Origin of the sequence: Streptacidiphilus sp. PB12-B1b, from assembly GCF_014084125.1 — a bacterium.
Lineage (GTDB): Bacteria > Actinomycetota > Actinomycetes > Streptomycetales > Streptomycetaceae > Streptacidiphilus.
The window spans coordinates 1,911,463-1,932,091 of the sequence record NZ_CP048405.1 but is presented as its reverse complement, the minus strand read 5'-3'; the positions used below and the strand labels follow the sequence as shown (position 1 = coordinate 1,932,091).

At 73.1% G+C, this 20,629-nt stretch carries 12 protein-coding genes; 8 read left to right on the top strand and 4 right to left on the bottom strand.

Annotated features, from left to right (window positions below):
- The first annotated feature begins 270 nt into the window (after positions 1 to 270).
- The gene (locus GXW83_RS08750) at positions 271 to 1,359 is read left to right on the top strand and encodes a phosphatase PAP2 family protein (protein ID WP_370466605.1); all 1,089 of its coding nucleotides are present in this window, start codon (positions 271 to 273) and stop codon (positions 1,357 to 1,359) included.
- Here GXW83_RS08750 and GXW83_RS08745 read toward each other — a convergent pair.
- Complete coding sequence (locus GXW83_RS08745) at positions 1,350 to 4,385, bottom strand: bifunctional [glutamine synthetase] adenylyltransferase/[glutamine synthetase]-adenylyl-L-tyrosine phosphorylase (RefSeq protein WP_225447454.1); 3,036 nt, start codon at positions 4,383 to 4,385, stop codon at positions 1,350 to 1,352. The two genes, GXW83_RS08750 and GXW83_RS08745, sit on opposite strands and share 10 nt — an antisense overlap.
- A gap of 356 nt (positions 4,386 to 4,741) precedes the next feature.
- Between GXW83_RS08745 and GXW83_RS08740 the strand changes: the two genes are divergently transcribed.
- On the top strand, positions 4,742 to 5,587 hold the full coding sequence (locus GXW83_RS08740; RefSeq protein WP_182442510.1) for a hypothetical protein: 846 nt from the start codon (positions 4,742 to 4,744) through the stop codon (positions 5,585 to 5,587).
- A gap of 130 nt (positions 5,588 to 5,717) precedes the next feature.
- Positions 5,718 to 7,058, top strand: coding sequence for a DUF4157 domain-containing protein (locus GXW83_RS33900; RefSeq protein ID WP_225446851.1), 1,341 nt, complete (start codon positions 5,718 to 5,720; stop codon positions 7,056 to 7,058).
- An 85-nt stretch (positions 7,059 to 7,143) separates the two neighbouring features.
- On the opposite strand, the gene GXW83_RS08730 is transcribed toward GXW83_RS33900, so the two are convergent.
- Positions 7,144 to 8,505, bottom strand: a complete 1,362-nt coding sequence (locus GXW83_RS08730) for a glutamine synthetase family protein (RefSeq protein ID WP_182442509.1) — start codon at positions 8,503 to 8,505, stop codon at positions 7,144 to 7,146.
- 179 nt (positions 8,506 to 8,684) lie between these two features.
- Between GXW83_RS08730 and GXW83_RS08725 the strand changes: the two genes are divergently transcribed.
- On the top strand, positions 8,685 to 10,454 hold the full coding sequence (locus GXW83_RS08725; RefSeq protein ID WP_182442508.1) for an NAD+ synthase: 1,770 nt from the start codon (positions 8,685 to 8,687) through the stop codon (positions 10,452 to 10,454).
- A 112-nt stretch (positions 10,455 to 10,566) separates the two neighbouring features.
- Here the strand turns inward: GXW83_RS08725 and GXW83_RS08720 are convergent, their stop codons facing one another.
- Positions 10,567 to 11,583 (bottom strand): endonuclease/exonuclease/phosphatase family protein, encoded by a 1,017-nt coding sequence (locus GXW83_RS08720; protein ID WP_182442507.1) that lies wholly within the window; start codon positions 11,581 to 11,583, stop codon positions 10,567 to 10,569.
- Positions 11,584 to 11,886: 303 nt separating this feature from the next.
- On the opposite strand from GXW83_RS08720, the gene panB reads away from it, so the two are divergent.
- From panB to GXW83_RS08700, 4 genes are all read left to right on the top strand, one after another.
- Positions 11,887 to 12,798, top strand: a complete 912-nt coding sequence (gene panB, locus GXW83_RS08715) for a 3-methyl-2-oxobutanoate hydroxymethyltransferase (RefSeq protein ID WP_182442506.1) — start codon at positions 11,887 to 11,889, stop codon at positions 12,796 to 12,798.
- A 164-nt stretch (positions 12,799 to 12,962) separates the two neighbouring features.
- Positions 12,963 to 15,155: a transglycosylase domain-containing protein gene (locus GXW83_RS08710; protein ID WP_225446850.1), complete on the top strand. Its 2,193-nt coding sequence runs from the start codon at positions 12,963 to 12,965 to the stop codon at positions 15,153 to 15,155.
- An 88-nt stretch (positions 15,156 to 15,243) separates the two neighbouring features.
- Entirely contained in the window at positions 15,244 to 16,278 is a 1,035-nt protein-coding gene (locus GXW83_RS08705; protein ID WP_182442504.1) for an ATP-binding cassette domain-containing protein, read from the top strand.
- Positions 16,275 to 17,102, top strand: a complete 828-nt coding sequence (locus GXW83_RS08700; protein ID WP_370466604.1) for an ABC transporter permease — start codon at positions 16,275 to 16,277, stop codon at positions 17,100 to 17,102. The genes GXW83_RS08705 and GXW83_RS08700 overlap by 4 nt, the downstream gene beginning before the upstream one ends.
- On the opposite strand, the gene GXW83_RS08695 is transcribed toward GXW83_RS08700, so the two are convergent.
- The gene (locus GXW83_RS08695; RefSeq protein WP_225446849.1) at positions 17,086 to 20,460 is read right to left on the bottom strand and encodes a BTAD domain-containing putative transcriptional regulator; all 3,375 of its coding nucleotides are present in this window, start codon (positions 20,458 to 20,460) and stop codon (positions 17,086 to 17,088) included. The genes GXW83_RS08700 and GXW83_RS08695 overlap by 17 nt on opposite strands.
- Between the last annotated feature and the right edge of the window lie 169 nt (positions 20,461 to 20,629).

Below are 20,629 nucleotides of genomic sequence, written 5' to 3'. Positions count from 1 at the left end.
TCCCCCGGAGCGCCCGGCGCCGGGCCGTCCGGGGGCTGCCCGGGGCCGCTCCGGGGCCGTCCCGGGAGCCCCAGCGGTACCGGCGTACCCGCAGACACCTGGCAGTAGGATCGACAGAACGTTAGGAAAAGCTGTCCGTCCGGACAGTGGCTCCACGGGTTCGGCCCTGCGGCGACATACGCCCGTAGGACTTCAGAGGGATATCAGGCGGCGAATCCCCAACCAGAGGGTGATCAGGTCGCGGGAGGCTGCATGGCAGACTACTGCCCCATGGGGGAACCTGAGCGGGACCACAGCGGCAGTACGGCTGTCGCGGCGGTGCGCCCTGGTTCCGTCGCCCCCGACGGAGCCACACGTGCCGCTGTCAGCCGTCCGCTCCGGGTCCGCGTCCTGCGCGGTTGCCTGCGCCCGCTGATCGGGCACTTCCGCGATCCCGGGCGGCCCCGGGTCTGGTTCGAGCTGCTGCTGATCGGCATCAGCTACTGGATCTACTCGCTGGTCCGCAACGCCGTCCCGGAGATGGAGGCCCGCGCCCAGCGCAACGCGCACTCCGTCTGGAGCCTGGAACAGCACCTGGGCATCGCCTACGAGGACCGGATCAACCACGCCTTCAACTCGGTGACCTGGCTGATCACCGGCATCAACTACGACTACGCGACGCTGCACTTCATCATGACCATCGGCGTGCTGGTGTGGCTGTTCCGCAGCCATCCCGGCCGCTACGCCGCCGCCCGGCTGGCGCTGTTCGTGACCACGGCGATCGCACTGTTCGGCTACTACTTCTACCCGCTGGCGCCGCCCCGGCTGATGACCGGCGGGAACTTCATCGACACCGTCGAGCTGCACCACACCTGGGGGTCCATGGCCTCCGGCGACATGTCGCAGGTGTCCAACCAGTTCGCGGCGATGCCGTCGATGCACATCGGCTGGTCGCTGTGGTGCGGGCTGACCATCGCCTTCCTGGCCCGCAGGCGCTGGGTGAAGCTGCTCGGCCTGCTGTACCCGCTCAGCACGCTGATGGTGATCATCGCCAGCGCCAACCACTTCTTCATGGACGCGCTCGCCGGGGCCATGTGCACCCTCGTCGGCCTGGCCGTCTCCCGGCTGGCGTACGGCCGCTGGGCGTACGCCTTCCCGCAGCGCCGCGAGACCGCCGAGGCCGCGGAGGCAGCCGCCGCAGGCCCGGCCGACGGCCCGAACCCGGCCGAGGCTCCGCAGACCGCGGGGGCCTCGCAGGCCCCGGACGCCCCGACCGGGGAGCCGGTCGGGGACGCCGGGGCGCAGCCGAAGGCCGCCGGGGCGCCGCCGTCAGCCGGTACCGCGACCGACGACCGCCCCAAGGTGTCGGTTCACCCGTAGAACACCTCTTCCACCACCACCCGGGCGCGGCGCGCGCAGCGGCGGTAGTCGTCGACCATCTGCCCCGCGTGGCCGGTGCCGTAGCCGAGGTAGCGGGCCACGCCCGCCAGCTCCCGGGAGTCGCCGGGGAAGCTGTCGCCCGCGCGTCCCCGGACCAGCATCACCGCGTTGCGCACCCGCCCGGCCTGGAGCCAGGAGGCGTCCAGGTCGGCGGCGGCGTCCGGGTCGATCAGCCCGTGGGCGACGGCTGCCGCCAGCGCCGCCCTGGTCCGGGTGGTGCGCAGCCCCTCGATCCGGTGGCCGTGCCGGAGCTGGAGCAGCTGGACGGTCCACTCCACGTCGGCGAGGCCGCCCGGGCCGAGCTTGGTGTGGGTGGTGGGGTCGGCGCCGCGCGGCATCCGCTCGGTCTCGACCCTGGCCTTGAGCCGCCGTATCTCGCGCAGCTCGGCCTCGTCCAGGCCGTCGGCGGGGTAGCGCAGCGGGTCGATCAGGTCCACGAACGCCTGCCCGAGCGCGGCGTCCCCGGCGACCGGCCGGGCGCGCAGCAGCGCCTGGCTCTCCCAGGGCTTGGACCAGCGCCGGTAGTACGCGGCGTAGGACGCCAGGCTGCGCACCAGCGGGCCCTGCCGCCCCTCCGGGCGCAGGTCGGCGTCGATCAGCAGCGGGGGCTCGGTGGAGGGCAGCTGGAGCAGCCTGCGGACCTCCTCGAAGACGTGCCGGGCGGCGTTGCCGGCCTTGGTCTCGTCGGCGCCGGGCAGCGGGTCGTGGACGAACATGACGTCGGCGTCGCTGCCGTAGCCCAGTTCGCCGCCGCCGAAACGGCCCATGCCGATGACGGCCAGGCGGGTCGGCAGGGGCTCGCCCGCGGCCCGCTCGGTGGCGGCGGTGCAGGCGCTCAGCGCCCCGGCGAGAGTGGCGGTGTTGAGGCCGGTGAGGGCGTCGGCGGCGGCCTCGGGGCCGTCCTGGAGGCGTCCGAGGACGTCGGCGGCGGCGGTGCGGAACAGCTCCCGGCGGCGGACCGAGCGGGCCACGGCCACCGCCGACGGGGCCCCGGCCGCGCGGCCCACGGCGGACTGTATCTCCCGGTCGAGGGCGGCGTGGGTGCGCGGCTGGAGGCCGTCGCTGTCGCCGAGCAGGGCCACCGCCTCGGGGGCGCGCAGCAGCAGGTCGGGGGCGAGCCGGCCGGAGGAGAGGATCCGGGCGAGGTTCTCGGCGGTGGCGCCCTCGTCCCGGAGCAGCCGCAGGTACCAGGGGGTGGAGCCGAGGCTGTCGGAGACCTTGCGGAAGTTCAGCAGCCCGGCGTCGGGGTCGGCGGAGTCGGCGAACCAGCCGAGCATCACCGGCAGCAGGGTGCGCTGCAGGGCGGCGCGACGGCTGACGCCGGAGGCGAGGGCGGCCAGGTGGCGCAGGGCGTCGGCGGGGTCGCGGTAGCCGAGGGCGGCCAGCCGGGTGCGGGCGGCCTCGGCGCTGAGGCCGCTGCGCCGGTCGCCGTCCTCGCCGCCCGTGGTCAGGCCGCCGGTGAGCGCAGCCTCCTCGCCGCCGAGTCGGGCGACGGCCTCCAGCAGCGGGCGGTAGAACAGCTTCTCGTGCAGTCGGCGCACCTCGCGGGCGTGCCGCCGCCACTCCTTGACCAGCTCGTTCACCGGATCGGCGCGCATGCCCAGCGAGCGGCCGAGGCGGCGCAGGTCCTCCTGCGCGGTGGGGACGAGGTGGGTGCGGCGCAGCTGGAACAGCTGGATGCGGTGCTCCATGGAGCGCAGGAACCGGTACGCCTCGTCCAGGGAGGCGGCGTCGGCGCGGCCGACGTAGCCCCCGGCGGAGAGGTCGGCCAGGGCGGTCAGCGTGGTGGAGCTGCGCAGGCCCTGGTCGGCGCGGCCGTGGACGAGCTGCAGCAGCTGCACCGAGAACTCGACGTCGCGCAGCCCGCCCGGGCCGAGCTTCAGCTCCCGGTCGACCTCGGCGGCGGGGATGGCGTCCACCACCCGGCGGCGCATCTGCTGGACGTCCTGGACGAAGTTGTCGCGGTCGGCGGCGCTCCACACCAGCGGGGTGACCGCGTCCAGGTACGCCTGGCCGAGGTCGGCGTCGCCGGCCACCGGGCGGGCCTTGAGCAGGGCCTGGAACTCCCAGGTCTTGGCCCAGCGCTGGTAGTAGGCGAGGTGGCTGGCGAGGGTGCGCACCAGCGGGCCGTTCTTGCCCTCGGGGCGCAGGTTGGCGTCGACCGGCCAGATGGTGCCCTCGCGGGTGCTGTCGGAGCACAGCCGCATCAGTCGGGCGGCGAGCCGGGTGGCGGCCTGGACGGCGGTGGCGTCGTCGGCGGCGTGCTCGGGGGTCTCGTCGCCGTGGCGCGGCTCGGCGACGAAGACGACGTCCACGTCGGAGACGTAGTTGAGCTCCCGGCCGCCGCACTTGCCCATGGCGATGACGGCCAGCCGGCAGGCCGAGGCGGCGGCCGGGTCCTCCTCGCAGGCGATGGCGAGGGCCGCCTGCAGGGTGGCTCCGGCGAGGTCGGCCAGCTCGGCGGCGGTCTGGCCGAGCCGGGTGGTGCCGGAGAGGTCGCGGGCGGCGATGCCCAGCAGGCAGCGGCGGTAGCCGGTGCGCAGGGCGTCGGCGCGCTCTCCCGAGGACGGGTCGTCCCAGATGTGGGCGCGCAGGGTGCGCAGGAACTCGTCCGGGCCGGGGTGGATGTCGCGGACCTCGAAGGTGACCAGGGCGTGCCAGTCGTGCGGGTGCCGGGCGAGGTGGTCGCCGAGGGCGGCGCTGGCGCCGAGGACGCTGAGCAGCCGGTCGCGCAGCGGCTTGCTGGTGGTGAGCGTGTCCAGCAGGGTGTGCCGGTCGGCGGGGGCGCAGGCCTCGGCCAGCCGGGCGAGGCCGAGCAGGGCCAGGTCGGGGTCGGCGGTGGCGCCGAGGGCGTCGATCAGCACGGTGTCGGCGGCGTGCGTGGCCAGGGCGGGCTCGGCCAGGCGCCGGACGGCGGCCTCGGGGTCGGTGAAGCCGCGCCGGGCCAGCCGGGTGGCGGGGTTGATCCGCCGGGCGCCGCTGCCGGGCGCGGAGACCGGGCCGGGAGCCGGGCCGGGAGCCGGGCCGGAGGCCGCGGCGCGGGCTGCGGCGGGGCTGGTGGCGGCGGCCGTCGGCGCGGCCGGATCCGGTGCAGCTGTCACTCGGTCACTCCCTGCTGCGTCCAAGGCCATACCCCTCCGATGCGGGTTCGACTGTCGAACAAGATCCGAGACTACGTGCCCAGGACCGTTCTTCCCTCGTGGGCTGTGCTGACCCCTCCGCAGGCCGAACCGTTGCACCGGACCCGCCGGGCAAGGGGATCGCCCGGCAGCCCGCCCGGCCCGGAGTGCGCGGCGCCGGGGCGTGTGCCACCGTGGGCTGCATGCGTCCCGCGCTGCTGTCCCTGGCCCTGGCGGTGACCGCCCTGGTCTGGGGCACGGGCGCCGACCCGGCCGTCCACCACCGGGGCCGGTCACCGGCCGCCGCGGCGCCCACGACCGCGCAACCGCTGCCCGCCGTGCTGGCCGGGCGTCCGGTGGTCTTCCGCGAGGAGTTCGACACGCTGCGGCTGGGCCCGGTCTGGGGCTGGCAGACCGCCGCCTACGCGCGCTGCACCAGCAACCCGGGCCAGCACAAGCTGGACCTGCTGACCCGTTCGGCCCTCAGCGTCGCCCAGGGCGTGCTGACCATCACCGCCCGGCCCGGGCCGCGCGGGCAGTGGACGACCGGGCTGCTCTCCACCGGCGACACCTGCTCCTCCGGCGGCGACGGCGTCCGGGAGCGCACCGGGGACGTGGTGCTGGCCCACGTCCGGCTGCCGTCGCTGCCGACGCCGGGCGCGTGGCCGGCCATCTGGTCCTGGCGCTCGGGCGGGCGCGAGGTGGACCTCTTCGAGTGGCACGCCGACCGTCCGCACACCCTGGAGCTGGTCAACCACGTGCGCACGGCCTACACCTACTGGGACTCCCCGCAGGTCGCCGCCGGCGCCTGGCTGTACGTGGCAGTCCAGCTCGGCGCGACCGACACCACCTGGTACGTCGGGACGAGCCTGGCGGAGCTGCGGACGGCCTGGTCCGACCACCGGGGCGTGGGCACGGGCTTCTCCGCCTACCCGGTGGTCAGCCTCTCGGTGGACGACGGCAGCAACCACGCGGTGCCCGCCGACGGCACCCCGATCACCTTCGAGGTCGGCTCCTTCGCCGTCTACGGCCCCGCCGCCGGTCGCTGACTCCGGCACACCCGTCCCCGGGCGGCTGCGTCTATGCTGACGCGCAAGGAAGGTGCCGGGAATGCGTTGACGCACCGTGTCACTGCCGCACCGGCGCCTCTCAGTCCGCCGCCCCCCAGAAAGGGACCTCGTGCGCGCGCAAGACTCCGAGAAGTCCACCGCCCTACCAGCACAGCGCTTATCCCCCACCCGCCCCGACACCGCCGCCGCGCCTGCCGCAGGCGGCCTGTCGCCCCAGGCGGTGCTCGCCCTCCAGCGCAGCATCGGCAACGCCGCCGCCTCCCGCCTGATCGAGCAGTCCCGCCACCAGCACGGCGCGGGCTGCGGCCACCCGCAGGACTCCGCCCCGGTGCAGCGCGCCACGGCCCACGACGTCCTGCGCGGCGGCGGGCAGCCGCTCGACCCGGCCACCCGCACCGACATGGAGGCCCGGCTCGGCGCGGACTTCTCCGACGTCCGGCTGCACACCGGCACCACCGCGCAGCGCTCCGCCGCCGAGGTCGGCGCCCGCGCGTACACCTCCGGCAACCACGTCGTCATCGGCGACGGCGGAGCCGACAAGCACACCCTCGCCCACGAACTCACCCACGTCATCCAGCAGCGCCAGGGCCCGGTGGCGGGCACCGACAACGGCAACGGCCTGCGCGTGTCGGACCCCTCGGACCGGTTCGAGCGGGCAGCGGAGGCCAACGCGGCCAAGGTCATGGCGGCGCCGGCGCCCGGGCGCGCGGCCGAGGCGCTGTCCGGGCCGGTGGGCGCCCAGGCCCACGGCCACGGCCACGCCGACGCGGCACCGGTGCAGCGGATGCCGCAGGGCGACCAGGGCGGGGGGCGGTTCGCGCTGCAGGACCACTCCGAGCTCAGCGCCGAGGCCCACATCGCGTCCCTGCCCGAGGACAGCGAACAGGAGGTCATCCTGAAGCGCGGGGTGACGCCCACGCAGAAGAAGTACCTCCAGAAGGAGGTCATCCGCGGTTCCTTCGTCAGCCTCCCGAAGATCCTCCAGGCGCCCGACGAGAACGCCACCAAGCCCGAGGCCGATCACGTCCACGGATATCTGAGCCAGCACCGCAACGACGAGACCGCCAAGCTGATCGAGTTCTCCGCGGACGCCCAGATCGCCGCCAAGTTCGCCTCGGAGGCCCGGTTCGGGTACGTGCTCACCATCCGGATCAAGCGGAAGTACCTGGCGAAGGGCGCCACCGGCTCCGAGCAGGGCTGGATCGCCAAGCAGGGCGCGCCCTACGAGATCGTCGCCATCGAGCGCAGCGACTCGACGCAGCCGGGGATGGTCCGGCTGACCGAGCCGGAGTTGCGCGAAGCGGCCGCGAAGGAGGAGATGGCCGAGTTCCTGCTCAGCGTCCAGGACCCGGCCGCCATGGCGGCCCACCTCAGCCGTTTCGAGGGCCCGGCGAAGGCCGAGGAGATCAGGAAGATCCTCGGCTACAAGGCCGCGGTGTACGCCGAATAGGGCACCGGCCCCTGCCGTCGGCGAACGCCCCGGCCCGCGCGGACGCTGACGTCCGCCCGGGCCGGGGCGTTCGGCGCCGGACCGGCTACAGCACCGGGAGGTTCTTGCGGAGCTCGAAGGCGGTGACCTCGGAGCGGTACTCCTCCCACTCCTGGCGCTTGTTGCGCAGGAAGAAGTCGAAGACGTGCTCGCCGAGGGTCTCCTGGACGAGTTCGCTGTGCTGCATGAGGTCGATGGCCTCGCCGAGGTTCTGCGGCAGGGGCTGGATGCCCATGGCGCGGCGCTCCATGCTGCTGAGCGCCCAGACGTCGTCGTCGGCGCCGGGGGGCAGCTCGTAGCCCTCGGCGATGCCCTTGAGGCCGGCGGCGAGGATCACCGAGTACGCCAGGTACGGGTTGCAGCCGGTGTCCAGGGAGCGGATCTCGACCCGGGTCGAGCCCTGCTTGCTGGGCTTGTACATGGGCACCCGGACCAGCGCGGAGCGGTTGTTGTGGCCCCAGCAGATGTACGAGGGGGCCTCGCCGCCGGCGCCGGCGGAGCGCTGCGAGCCGCCCCAGATGCGCTTGTAGGAGTTGACCCACTGGTTGGTGATGGCGGCCGTCTCGGCGGCGTGGCGCAGCAGTCCGGCGATGAAGGAGCGGCCGACCTTGGACAGCTGGTACTCGGCGCCGGCCTCGTGGAAGGCGTTGCGGTCGCCCTCGAACAGCGACAGGTGGGTGTGCATGCCCGAGCCGGGGTACTGCGAGAAGGGCTTGGGCATGAAGCTGGCGTGCACGCCCTGCTCCAGCGCGACCTCCTTCATGACCGTGCGGAAGGTCATGATGTTGTCGGCGGTGGAGAGCGCGTCGGCGTAGCGCAGGTCGATCTCCTGCTGGCCGGGGGCGCCCTCGTGGTGGCTGAACTCCACCGAGATGCCCATCGACTCCAGCATGGTGATGGCCTGGCGGCGGAAGTCGTGGCCGACGCCGCGCGGGGTGTGGTCGAAGTAGCCGGAGTGGTCGGCCGGGGTCGGGACGGTGCCGTCCGTGGGCAGGTCGTTGAGGAGGAAGAACTCGATCTCGGGGTGGGTGTAGAAGGTGAACCCGAGGTTGGAGCACTTCTCCAGGGTGCGCTTGAGGACGTAGCGCGGGTCGGCGTAGGAGGGCGAGCCGTCCGGCATGAGGATGTCGCAGAACATCCGGGCGGTGCCGGGGGACTCGGAGCGCCAGGGCAGTATCTGGAAGGTGGACGGGTCGGGCTGCGCCAGCATGTCCGACTCGTACACCCGGGCGAACCCCTCGATGGCGGAGCCGTCGAAGCCGATGCCCTCCTCGAATGCCTGGTCCAGCTCTGCCGGTGCGACCGCTACGGACTTCAGAAAGCCGAGGACGTCCGTGAACCACAGTCGGACGAACCGGATGTCGCGCTCTTCGAGTGTGCGGAGAACAAACTCCTGCTGCTTGCCCATGGCGACAGTCTCACCTCTGCTCTTTTCGTCCGCGTTAACGGGGCGCGGCCTCCGGTGTCGGCGCGCCCGCGCCGAACTTGTCCGCTGGTCGCATCATCGCAGATCCGGCCCGGGATGCGGCAGGCCGGAGCGGGCGGCCCCGCTACCCATAGCGTCGCTCCGACGATTAGGGTGGGCGTGTGCCTTCCCTACGCCTTGCACTGAACCAGATCGACTCCACCGTCGGGGACATCGCCGGCAACGGCGACCTCGTGCTGCGGTGGACCCGCCACGCCGCCGAGCAGGGCGCCCACCTGGTCGCCTTCCCGGAGATGGCGCTCACCGGCTACCCGGTCGAGGACCTCGCCCTGCGGCCGTCCTTCGTGGACGCCTCGCGTGCCGCGCTGGTGGCGCTGGCCGAACGGCTGGACGCCGAGGGCCTCGGCTCGGTGGCCGTGGCCGTGGGCTACCTCGGCAGGTCGACCACCTCCTCGCCCCGGCTGGGGCTGCCGGTGGGCTCGCCGCAGAACTGCGCGGCGGTGCTGTACGGCGGCCGGGTGGTGACCCGGCTGGCCAAGCACCACCTGCCCAACTACGGGGTGTTCGACGAGTTCCGCTACTTCGTGCCCGGCGACACGCTGCCGGTGGTGCGGCTGCACGGTGTGGACGTGGCGCTGGCGGTCTGCGAGGACATCTGGCAGGACGGCGGCCGGGTGCAGGCTGCCCGGCAGGCCGGGGCCGGGCTGCTGCTGGTGCTGAACGCCTCGCCGTACGAGGCTGAGAAGGACGACGCCCGGCTGGAGCTGGTGCGGCGGCGCGCCGCCGAGGCGGACTGCACGCTGGCCTACGTGAACATGGTCGGCGGCCAGGACGAGCTGGTCTTCGACGGGGACTCGCTGGTGGTGGCGGCCGGCGGAGAGGTGCTGGCCCGGGCGCCGCAGTTCGAGGAGGGCTGCCTGCTGCTGGACCTGGAGCTGCCGCAGGCCGCCGCCGAGCCGGCCGAGGCCGCCGAGGGCAGCAGCCGCTTCGTCGCCGACGGGCTGGAGATCCTGCGCACCGTCCTGTCCGAGGAGCCCGCGGCCGAACCGGCCGAACCGGTGACGGCCGACCGGGCTCCGCGGCTGGGCGAGGAGGAGGAGGTCTACGGGGCGCTGGTGACCGGCCTGCGCGCGTACGTCCGCAAGAACGGCTTCCGCTCGGTGCTGATCGGCCTGTCCGGCGGCATCGACTCGGCGCTGGTGGCGGCGCTGGCGGTGGACGCGATCGGCGCGGAGAACGTGCACTGCGTCTCCATGCCCAGCGCGTACTCCTCGCAGCACTCCCGGGACGACGCGGCCGAGCTGGCCCGGCGCACCGGGCTGCACTTCCGGACCGTGTCGATCGAGCCCATGTTCGACGCCTACATGGGCGCGCTGAAGCTGACCGGGCTGGCCGAGGAGAACCTCCAGTCGCGGCTGCGCGGCACGCTGCTGATGGCCATCTCCAACCAGGAGAACCACCTGGTGCTCGCCCCCGGCAACAAGAGCGAGCTGGCGGTGGGCTACTCCACGCTCTACGGCGACTCGGTCGGGGCGTACGGGCCGATCAAGGACGTCTACAAGTCGCTGATCTTCCGGCTGGCGGCCTGGCGCAACCGGGCGGCGGCCGAGCGTGGCGAGACACCGCCGATCCCGGAGAACACCATCAGCAAGCCGCCGAGCGCGGAGCTGCGCCCGGGGCAGGTGGACACCGACTCGCTGCCGGACTACGACCTGCTGGACGCGGTGCTGACCGCCTACATCGAGCAGGACAAGGGGCGGGCGGAGATCCTGGCGCTGGGGTACGACCCGGCGGTGGTGGACCGGGTGGTCCGGCTGGTGGACACGGCCGAGTACAAGCGGCGGCAGTACCCGCCGGGCACCAAGATCTCGTCGAAGAACTTCGGGCGGGACCGGCGGCAGCCGATCACCAACCGGTGGCGCGAGAGCTGAGTTCTCGCCGGTGAGCGGTGCTCTCGTGAGCAGCGCTCCTGATTGTGAGCGGTGCTCTCGGTTGTGGCCTGCGGGCTGCGGCGAGAGCACCGCTCTCGTCCGCGGCCGCTGCTCACAGCTCGATGTGGGCGCCGATCGGCAGGTGGTCGCTGCCGGTCCGCGGCAGCGTCCAGGCGTCCGTCGGGGTGACCCCGCGGGTGAGGATCTGGTCGATCCTGGTCATCGGGAACTCGGCCGGATAGCTGAATCCGAAGCCGGACCCGGCCGAGCCCTGGGCCGACCGCATCTGCGAGGTGACCGGGGCCAGGCTGCCGTCGTTCATGGTGCCGTTGAGGTCGCCCAGCAGGATCACCCGGGACAGCGGCTCGGACGCCAGCGCCTGCCCCAGCGCCTCGGCGCTGGCGTCCCGCTGGTTGGCGGTGAATCCGCCGTCGAAGTGCACCCGCACCGAGGGCAGGTGCGCGACGTACACCGCGACGTGCCCCTGCGGGGTCTCCACGGTGGTGCGCAGCGCCCGGACCCAGCCGATCTTGATGTCCACCGGCTCGGTGTCGGTCAGCGGGTCCTTGGACCACAGCCCGACGGTGCCCTCGACGGCGCGGTAGGGGTACTTGGCCGCCAGGTCCTTCTCGAACACCGGCAGCTGGCTGCCGCTGACCTCGACCAGCGAGATGACGTCGGCGTTGGAGGCCTCCAGCACCGACACGGTCTGCGGGATGTTCTTGTTGTAGGCCCAGACGTTGTGCTGGACCACGGTGAAGTCCCACGCACCACCGCTCTTGTCGGTGAGCAGTGCTCCGAACAGGTTCACCCACAGCAGCGTCGGCACCAGCAGCGCCACCAGGGCCGTCGCCGAGCGGCGCAGCAGCGCGGGCACCAGCAGCACCGGGACGGCCAGCCCCACCCACGGCAGGAAGGTCTCCAGCAGGCTGCCGAAGTTGCCGAAGCTGTTCGGCACCTCGGTGTGGAAGGCCAGCAGGCAGGCGTCGAGCAGGGCCAGCACGGCGATGATCCAGCCGCGCCGCCAGGTGCTGCGGCCCTTGGCGTCGCGCCCCCAGCGCGCGGTGCCCGGCAGCCGCGCCCAGCGGCTGCGGCTTCCGGGCGCCGGCCTCGTGTCTACGTCTGCCATCGTGAACCCCATATGCCGTGCTCGTCCCTGTTGTCAGCGTATGAGGAGAAGGACGCCAGGCAGGGTGATCAGGTTCCGGATGTTACCGGTGCGATGCCCTGCGGAAGGGTGTCCACGGTGGCCGCCGGTGGAATGGGGGCCGTCTGGACGTCCAACGTTGCGCATACGTCCCGTCTCGTACCCCCTTCTGCCGCGGATCATCGTGCGCGACCCTTTGCGCACGGCGGGCGGCGTGTCAGCATGGAGGGGAATCCGGGGACGCCCTTGCGGCGCCACGAGACGACCCCTTACAGGAGACCTGTCATGCAGAACGGTTCGCTTTCGCCTGCCGTCGCACCTTCCGCTCCGTCCGCAGCAGCCCAGACGCCCGCCGTCGCCGAGAAGCCCCCGGCGAGCCTGTACGGCGGCGTCACCTCCCGCCGGGTGACCGTGCGGGATCTCGCCTCGGCCAAGCAGCGCGGCGAGCGCTGGCCGATGCTCACCGCCTACGACGCGCTGACCGCATCGGTCTTCGACGAGGCCGGGATCCCGGTGCTGCTGGTCGGGGACTCGGCGGGCAACTGTCACCTCGGCTACGAGACCACCGTCCCGGTGACCATGGACCAGATGGTGATGCTCTCCGCAGCCGTCGTCCGGGGCACCAAGCGCGCGCTGATCGTCGCCGACCTGCCGTTCGGCTCGTACCAGGAGTCCCCGGGTCAGGCGCTGCACAACGCCGCCCGGCTGATGAAGGAGGCGGGTGTCGGCGCGGTCAAGCTGGAGGGCGGCGAGCGCTCGGCGCCCGCCATCGAGCTGCTGGTGCAGGCCGGGGTGCCGGTGATGGCGCACCTGGGGCTGACCCCGCAGTCGGTGCACGCCCTGGGCGGCTACCCGGTGCAGGGCCGCGGCGACGAGGCGGCGCACCAGCTGCTGCGGGACGCCAAGACGGTCGCGGCGGCGGGTGCGTTCGCGGTGGTGCTGGAGGCGGTGCCGGCCGAGCTGGCGGCGCAGGTGACGGCCTCGCTGCAGATCCCGACCGTCGGCATCGGCGCGGGCGCGGACTGCGACGCGCAGGTCCTGGTGTGGACGGACATGGCGGGCATGACCGCCGGGCGGGTGCCGAAGTTCGTGAAGCAGTACGCGGACCTGCGGGCCGCCCTCGGCGACGCGGCCCGGGCGTACGCGGCCGACGTCATCGGCGGGGAGTTCCCGGCGGCGGAGCACACCTTCCACTGACGTATCGTCAGTTCTCGCGGGGCGTCCGGATTTCGGACGCCCCGCACCGCTCTCCGGCGCTGTCCGGACACCTGGATTCCGCACAGGGATTTGTCGCAAGCTTGTGACAGGGGACGGCCGGTTTGTCGCGCGGGCAGCGCGGACCAGGCACCTATCGTTCTGCCATGGCAGCTAAGCGCTTCGGTGTTCACAATCCCAAGGTCGGTTTCGGAGTTCGCATGCTGGGCGCCAGCGTGCTCGCGGGCGCGCTCGTCGCGGGCCTGGGCATACCCGCGGTGGGGGCCATCGGCCTGGGCGCCAAGTCCGCTGCCAACGACTTCAACGACATACCGAACGACCTGGCCATCCCGACCCTCGCGCAGTCGAGCACCATCTACGACGCGGACGGCGGGGTCATCGCCAAGGTCTTCCCGCAGGACGAGGACCGGACGTCGGTCCCGCTGGACCGGATCGCGCCGATCATGCAGAACGCGCTGATCGACATCGAGGACCACCGCTTCTACCAGCACGGCGCGATCGACCTGGAGGGCACCCTGCGGGCCCTGACGAAGAACGCCAGCGCCGGCGCCACCACCCAGGGCGGTTCGACCCTGACGCAGCAGTACGTGAAGAACGTGTTCATCTACGAGGCGGGCAACGACCCCTCCAAGCTGGCCGAGGCGACCCGGCAGACCACCGGCCGCAAGATCCAGGAGCTGCGCTACGCCATCAAGTTGGAGGAGACGCTGTCCAAGCAGCAGATCCTGGACGACTACCTGAACATCACCTACTTCGGCGAGCACACCTACGGCGTGGAGGAGGCCGCCGAGCTGTACTTCAGCGTCCACGCAAGCCAGTTGACGCTCACTCAGGCAGCCCTGCTGGCAGGTCTGGAGCAGTCGCCGTCGGCGTACGACCCGATGGTCTACCCCGCCACGGCGTTGCAGCGGCGCAATGTGGTGCTGGCCGCGATGGCCACCTACGGCACCATCACCCAGGCCCAGGCGGCCAAGGCGGAGGCCGCCCCGCTGGGCCTGAAGCCGACGCTGCCCCAGACCGGCTGCATCACCGCCGGGCAGGACGAGGGCTTCTTCTGCACCTACGTCGAGGACGTGATCCTCCAGGACCCGGCCTTCGGCAGGACGGCGGCGGCCCGGCAGGCGCTGTGGAACACCGGCGGCCTGCAGATCCACACCACGCTCAACCCCCGGGACCAGGCCGCCGAGAACAAGGCCGTCAGCGACAACGTCCGTGCCAGCAACCGGAAGGCGGCCGCCGCGACGACCATGGTCCAGCCCGGCACCGGCGACATCCTGGCCATGGCGCAGAGCCGCCCGTACGGCAACGGCCCCGACCAGACCGAGATCAACTACAACGCCGACGCGAACGACAACGGCGGCGAGGGCTTCCCGACCGGATCGGTGTTCAAGGCGATCACCGCCGCGACCGCGCTGGAGCAGGGCATCCCGCTCAGCTACACCATCGACGCGCCCGCCGTCGCCGACTACCCGGAGATGACGGACTGCTCGGGGACGGTCCACCCGGCCGTGAGCGGCGACATGAACGACACCTCCAAGGCCCCCGGCGAGATCAACATGGTGCAGGCCATGGCCGCCTCGGTGAACACCTACTTCGTGCCGCTGGAGCAGAAGGTGGGCCTGTGCAACGTCGTCCACATGGCGCAGAGCCTGGGCCTGAGCTACGCGGGCAGCCCCAACGGGCTGGTGCCGCTGGCCCAGGTGCAGGCGCTGACGCTGGGCGTGAACGCGCTCACCCCGCTGCAGATCGCCGACGCCTACGCGGCCTTCGCCAACAACGGGGTGTTCTGCAACGCGGTCGCGCTCACCAAGGTCGTCGACAGCACGGGCAGGAGCCTGCCGGTGCCGCAGGCCGACTGCCACCGGGTGATGCAGAAGAGCACCGCGGCCGGCGTGAACACCCTGCTGGCCTCGGTGGTCTCGGACGAGGGCACCGGCGCCACGGTCGGCATCCCGTGGTCGGACGCCGGTAAGACCGGTACCACCAACGACGACGACCAGGCGTGGTTCGCCGGCTACACCAAGCAGATCTCCGACGCGACGGTGATGTCCAACCCGGACAACCCGAACCACTCGCTGGACCCGTGGGAGACCATCGACGGCGTCTACTACCCCAACGCCTTCGGCTACCTCACCTCGGGCCCGATCTGGAAGCAGGCGATGTCCGCCTCCATGGCCGGCATGCCCGACATCCGCCTGGACTTCGCGCCGAAGCCCGGCGACGCGGCGAGCGGGCCCTCGGACGGCGGCACCGACGGCGGCACCGACAAGGGCAGCCCGGGCAAGGGCGGCGGCAGCAAGGGCGGCAAGCACCACGGCGGCGGCAAGGGCGGCCACTGACACCGCGCTGACACCGCCCTGACGGGCCCCCGCACGGGTGACGGACGCGTGACGGGGGCCTGACGGACCGGGCCGACACAGTGGTGGCATGACATGGAGCGCAGGAACTGCCCCGGCCGTCGAGGTACGGGGGCTGGCGAAGTACTACGGCGAGACCAAGGCGCTGGACGGCGTCGACCTGACGGTGCGGGAGGGCACCGTCCGGGGGGTCCTGGGACCGAACGGGGCGGGCAAGACCACGCTGGTCCGCATCCTCTCCACGCTGGTGGCGGCGGACGCGGGCAGCGCCACCGTGACCGGGTGGGACGTCGCCCGGCAGCCCCGGCAGCTGCGCCGGGCGATCGGGCTGACCGGGCAGTACGCCTCGGTGGACGAGTTCCTCTCGGGCTACGAGAACCTCTACCTCATCGGCCGGCTGCTGGACCTCTCGGCCAAGGGCGCCAAGGCCCGGGCGTGGGAGCTGCTGGAGCGGTTCTCGCTGACGGACGCCGCCAAGCGGCCCGCGAAGACGTACTCCGGCGGTATGCGCCGCCGGCTGGACCTGGCCGCCTCGATGATCGGGCAGCCGCGGGTGCTGTTCCTGGACGAGCCCACCACCGGCCTGGACCCGCGCACCCGTAACGAGGTGTGGCAGGAGGTCCAGCGGATGGTCGCGGAGGGCTCGACCGTGCTGCTGACCACCCAGTACATGGAGGAGGCCGAGCAGCTGGCGCACGACCTGACCGTGATCGACCACGGCAAGGTCATCGCCGACGGCAGCGTGGACCAGCTGAAGCGGCAGGTCGGCGGGCAGACGCTGACGGTGCGCCCGGCGCGGCCCGAGGAGCTGGAGCGCATGGTGCGCTGCCTGGCCGACCAGGGCGCGACGGCCGATCCGGTGGCGGGCGTGCTGCGGCTGGCCGTCACCGACGAGGAGCAGCTGACCGCCGTGGTGGCGGCGCTGGGCGGCGGCGGCTTCGGCATCGCCGCGATCGAGACCCGGATGCCCAGCCTGGACGAGGTGTTCCTGTCGATCACCGGCGCCCCGGCCGCGGTGCCGGAGCAGCGGGCCGAACAGCAGCGGCCCGAACAGCAGCAGGACCGGCAGCAGCAGGCCGAGCAGCGGATGGAGCATGTGGCATGAGCGTGATGACGGCGGAGGCGACGGCCGCGAACCCGGCGCACACCTTCGAGGACCAGCGGATCGGCCTGCGGGCGTCGCTGCACCACATCGCCGCGCTGACCCGGCGCAACCTGATGCGGATCAAGGCCGATCCGGAGTCGATGGTCGACGCCCTGCTGATGCCGATCCTGTTCACGCTGATCTTCGTGTACGTCTTCGGCGGCGCGGTGTCGGGCAGCCAGAGCCACTACATCCAGTACATGGTGCCCGGGATGCTCGGCCAGATCGGGCTCAACCTGGCCATGGGCGTCGGTACCGGCCTGAACACCGACTTCACCACCGGCGTGATGGACCGGTTCCGCTCGCTGCCGATCGGCCGCAGCTCGGTGCTGATCGGCAAGCTGCTGTCGGAGAGCTGCCGTTCGCTGGTGTCGCTGGTGATCCTGCTGGGCTTCTCGATGACGCTGGGGCTGCGCATCCACACCGGGCCGGTGCAGCTGCTGGCGGCGCTGGGCCTGGCGATGGCGTTCGGCTCGGCGATGGTGTGGGTGTCGATGCTGCTGGGGATGTCGCTCAAGAGCGCGCAGGCGGTGCAGGGCGTCGGCATGCTGGTGATCATGCCGCTGCAGTTCGGCAGCTCGACCTTCGCGCCGACCAGCACCATGCCGGGCTGGCTGCAGGCGTTCGCCAAGGTCAACCCGCTGACGTCGCTGGCCAACGCCAGCCGGGCGCTGATCAACGGCGGCCCGGCGCTGCACCCGGCGCTGGAGGTGATGGCCTGGTCGGTCGGGCTGACCGTGGTCTTCGCGCCGCTGGCGGTGGCGAAGTTCAGGAAGAAGACCTGACCGCAGGCTCACCGGGGTCATCGGGGTCGTCGCCGCGCACCTGGGCGACGACCCCGACCGCGTCCAGGGCGGTGCCCTCGGCATGGGCGGCCTCGTACGCGGCATCGCCGAGCAGCGCGCGCAGACCGGCGGTGTTCGCCTCCAGGGCCAGCTGCTCCAGGTGGTGGTGGGCGCGGCGCTGGACGGTGTCGTAGGTGCCGATCAGGCGGGCCGCGAGCCGGGCGAGCTCCTGGTCGCCGCGGAGCCGGGCGCACTCCAGCAGGACGTAGCTGATGGACGGCGTCATCATGATCGCCAGCTGCTGCCCGGCCCAGGGCGCGGGCAGCGGGTTCCTGTTCATCCGGACCAGGCCCTGGCGCAGCCGCAGCAGCCCGCGCTCGGGGTCGCCCTCCTTGGCGTCCATCCAGGCGATCATGCCGTCGACCATGCCGCCGAGCTGGTTGGCCATGCCGAAGTCGGCCCCCTGCGGGATCAGCGGCTCCAGCAGCTCCCGGGCCTCCTGGTAGCGGCCCGCGTAGCCGTAGCGCATGGCCAGCATGCAGGTGCCGAAGAAGCCCGCGCCCTGGCCCCGGGGGCCGTGCACGCGGGCGTCGGAGATGCCGGTGATCAGGTGCTGCTCGCCCTCGTCGGTGTGGCCCAGGGAGATCAGGGCGTCGCCGAGGCGGACTTCGAGCAGGGGGATGTCCTGCTCGGCGCCGATGCTGCGGGCCAGCTCCAGGGCGCGCCGGCAGGCTTCGACGGCCAGTTGGAAGTCGCCGACGAAGCCGGCGTTCTCGGCCTGCCCGGAGAGCGCCTCGGCCATGCCCCAGCTGTCGCCCAGGCGGGTGAAGACGTCCAGGCTCTCCTGGGCGTCCTGGCGGGCCTGGTCCAGGCCGCCCGGCTGGTCGTTGGCCATCTTGCAGCGCATCTGCAGGACGAAGCCCAGCTCCCACTCCAGGCCCTGCTCCCGGCAGCCGTCGACCATGGCCTCGACGGTGTCGGTCAGCCGCTGGTAGTCGCCGGTGAACATCAGCGCGTACACCCGCAGCAGGGCCGGGAGCCGGCAGGACTGCGGCAGGTCCGGGCGGTACGAGTCGAGCAGCTTGCGGGCGGTGGCGACCGCCTCGGGGGTGGCCGGGCGGGTGAAGTCCTCCTGGGAGCTGATGAACAGCCACAGCGCGAGGCAGCGGCGGGCCTCGGCGAGGACCTCGGGCGACCAGGGCGGGGCGAGGTCGAGCGGGCCCAGCGGCAACGGGGCGTCCGACGGCTCGGCGAAGGGGTCCTGCGGGCGGATCGCGGCGACGGCGGCGACCCAGGAGGACCCTTCGGGCTCGTAGTTCCGCAGCTGCCAGAACCAGCACAGGGCCAGGCACAGGCACAGGGCCTCCTGCTCGGCGCCGGTGGCGACGGCCCGGCGCAGGGCGGCGCGCAGGTTGTCGTGCTCGGTCTCCAGCAGGGTGAGCGCGGCGAGCTGCCCGGAGCCGCGCAGCAGCGGGTCGGTGGTGCGGGCCAGCTCGCGGTAGTGACAGATATGGCGATCTGTCATCTGTGAACTGTCGGCTGATTCCTGAAAGCGCTCAGCCGCGTACTCGTGGATGGTCTCCAGCATCCGGTAGCGCGGCACGGCGGCGTCCAGCGACGCCTGCACCAGCGACTTGTCCACCAGCGAGGCCAGCAGCGCGGCGATGTCGGCGTACGGCAGCTGCTCGTCCGCGCAGATCTGCTCGGCGGCGTCCAGCGTCCAGCCGCCGGCGAACACCGACAGCCGGGCCAGCAGCAGCCGCTCCGGCTTGTCCAGCAGCTCCCAGCTCCAGTCCACGACCGCCCGCAGGGTCTGCTGCCGCGGCAGGTGGGTGCGGCTGCCGCCGGTCAGCAGCTGGAACCGGCTGTCGAGCCGATCGGCGAGCTGGCGCGGGGTCAGCGCCCGCAGCCGGGCCGCCGCCAGCTCGATCGCCAGCGGCAGCCCGTCCAGCCGGCGGCAGATCTCGGCGCACGCCTCCGGGTCGCGGGCCGGATCGACCGCGCCGCGCTCGGCCAGCAGCTGCAGCGCGGCCGGATCGGGCAGCGGCTCCACCGGCAGGACGGCCTCGCCGGGCACCCCCAGCGGCTCGCGGCTCGTCGCCAGCACGCTCACCCCCGGGCAGGCGGAGATGATCTGCTCGGTGAACTCGGCCGCCGCCTGGATCAGGTGCTCGCAGTTGTCCAGGACGATCAGCAGCCGCCGGCCCGCGCAGTGGTCCAGCAGCCGCGCCATCGGGGTCTCGGCCTCGCCGGGCCCGGCCAGCGGCTCGGTCTTGGAGGCGACGTGCAGCAGGGTCGCCCGCAGGCCGAGCGCGCTGAGCACCGCGCCCGTGACGGCCCGGGCGTCGTTCAGCGGCGCCAGCTCCACCAGCCAGACGCCGTCCGGGAAGCTCCGGGCCGACTGGGCCTCGGCGGCCTGCTGCGCCAGCCTGGTCTTGCCGCTGCCGCCGGGCCCGGTGAGCGTCAGCAGCCGCTGACCGGCCAGCGCCGACCGCAGCGCGGCCAGGTCGGCCGCCCGGCCGACGAAGCTGGTGAGCCGTGGCCGCAGGTTGGTGGCGAACCCGCCCTCCGGCTCCGGCACGGACGCGGGCACGGGGGTCGGCGGGGACGCGGGCGCGGACGGCTCGCGTTCGGGCCCGGGCCCGGTTTCGGGCTCCGGAGCCAGCAGCAGTTCGGCGTGGACGGCGCGCAGCTCCGGGCCCGGGTCGGTGCCGAGCTCGTCGGCCAGTCGCAGCCGGAACCCCTCGTACGCGAGCAGGGCCTCCGGGGCGCGCCCGGCCGCCCGCAGCGCGCGCAGCCGCAGCGCCTGAAGCGGCTCGTCCAGCGGGCGGCGCTCGACCAGCTCGGCGAGGTCCTGCAGCACGGCCTCCGCCCGGCCGAGGGCCAGCTCGGCGGCGAGCAGCCGCCGCTGGACGGCGTCGCGCTGCGCCTCGTAGCGAGCGGCAGCGTCGGCTCTGGCCGGGAGGTCGGCGAGGGCGGGCCCGCGCCACAGGGCGAGCGCGGCGCGCAGCGCGTCGGCGTCGTCGGCGGCCTCGCCGCCCGGGGCTTCGGCGGCGAGCGCCTGGAACCGCGACAGGTCGGTGTCGCGCGAGGTCAGCCGGTAGCCGTCGGGGGCGGAGACCACCTCGTCCGGGCCGAGCGCGCGGCGCAGCCGGGCGACCAGCGTCTGCAGGGCGTCCTGCGGGTCGGCGGGCGGCTCCTCCGCCCAGACGTCTTCGATCAGCGCCCACGCCGGGACGGCCCGGCCCGCGCGCAGCGCGAGCGCGGCCAGCAGCGCGCGCAGCCGCGGCCCCCCGACCGACACGGCCGTGCCGTCGTCGTGAAGCGCCTGCGTGGTCCCGAGGATGCCGTACTGCACCCGGCCATTCTCATGCATCCGCCCGCCCGCCCCGAACCGGACGCCGACACCCGCATGCCGGGGCTGCCGTCACCCGGGTCGCCTGCGGCGCGGAACGGGACGCAGAGCACACTGGCGGGCGGTGATCCGGGGTGGGCGGGTGGGTACCTGTGCTGTCGAGCCCCGTCTG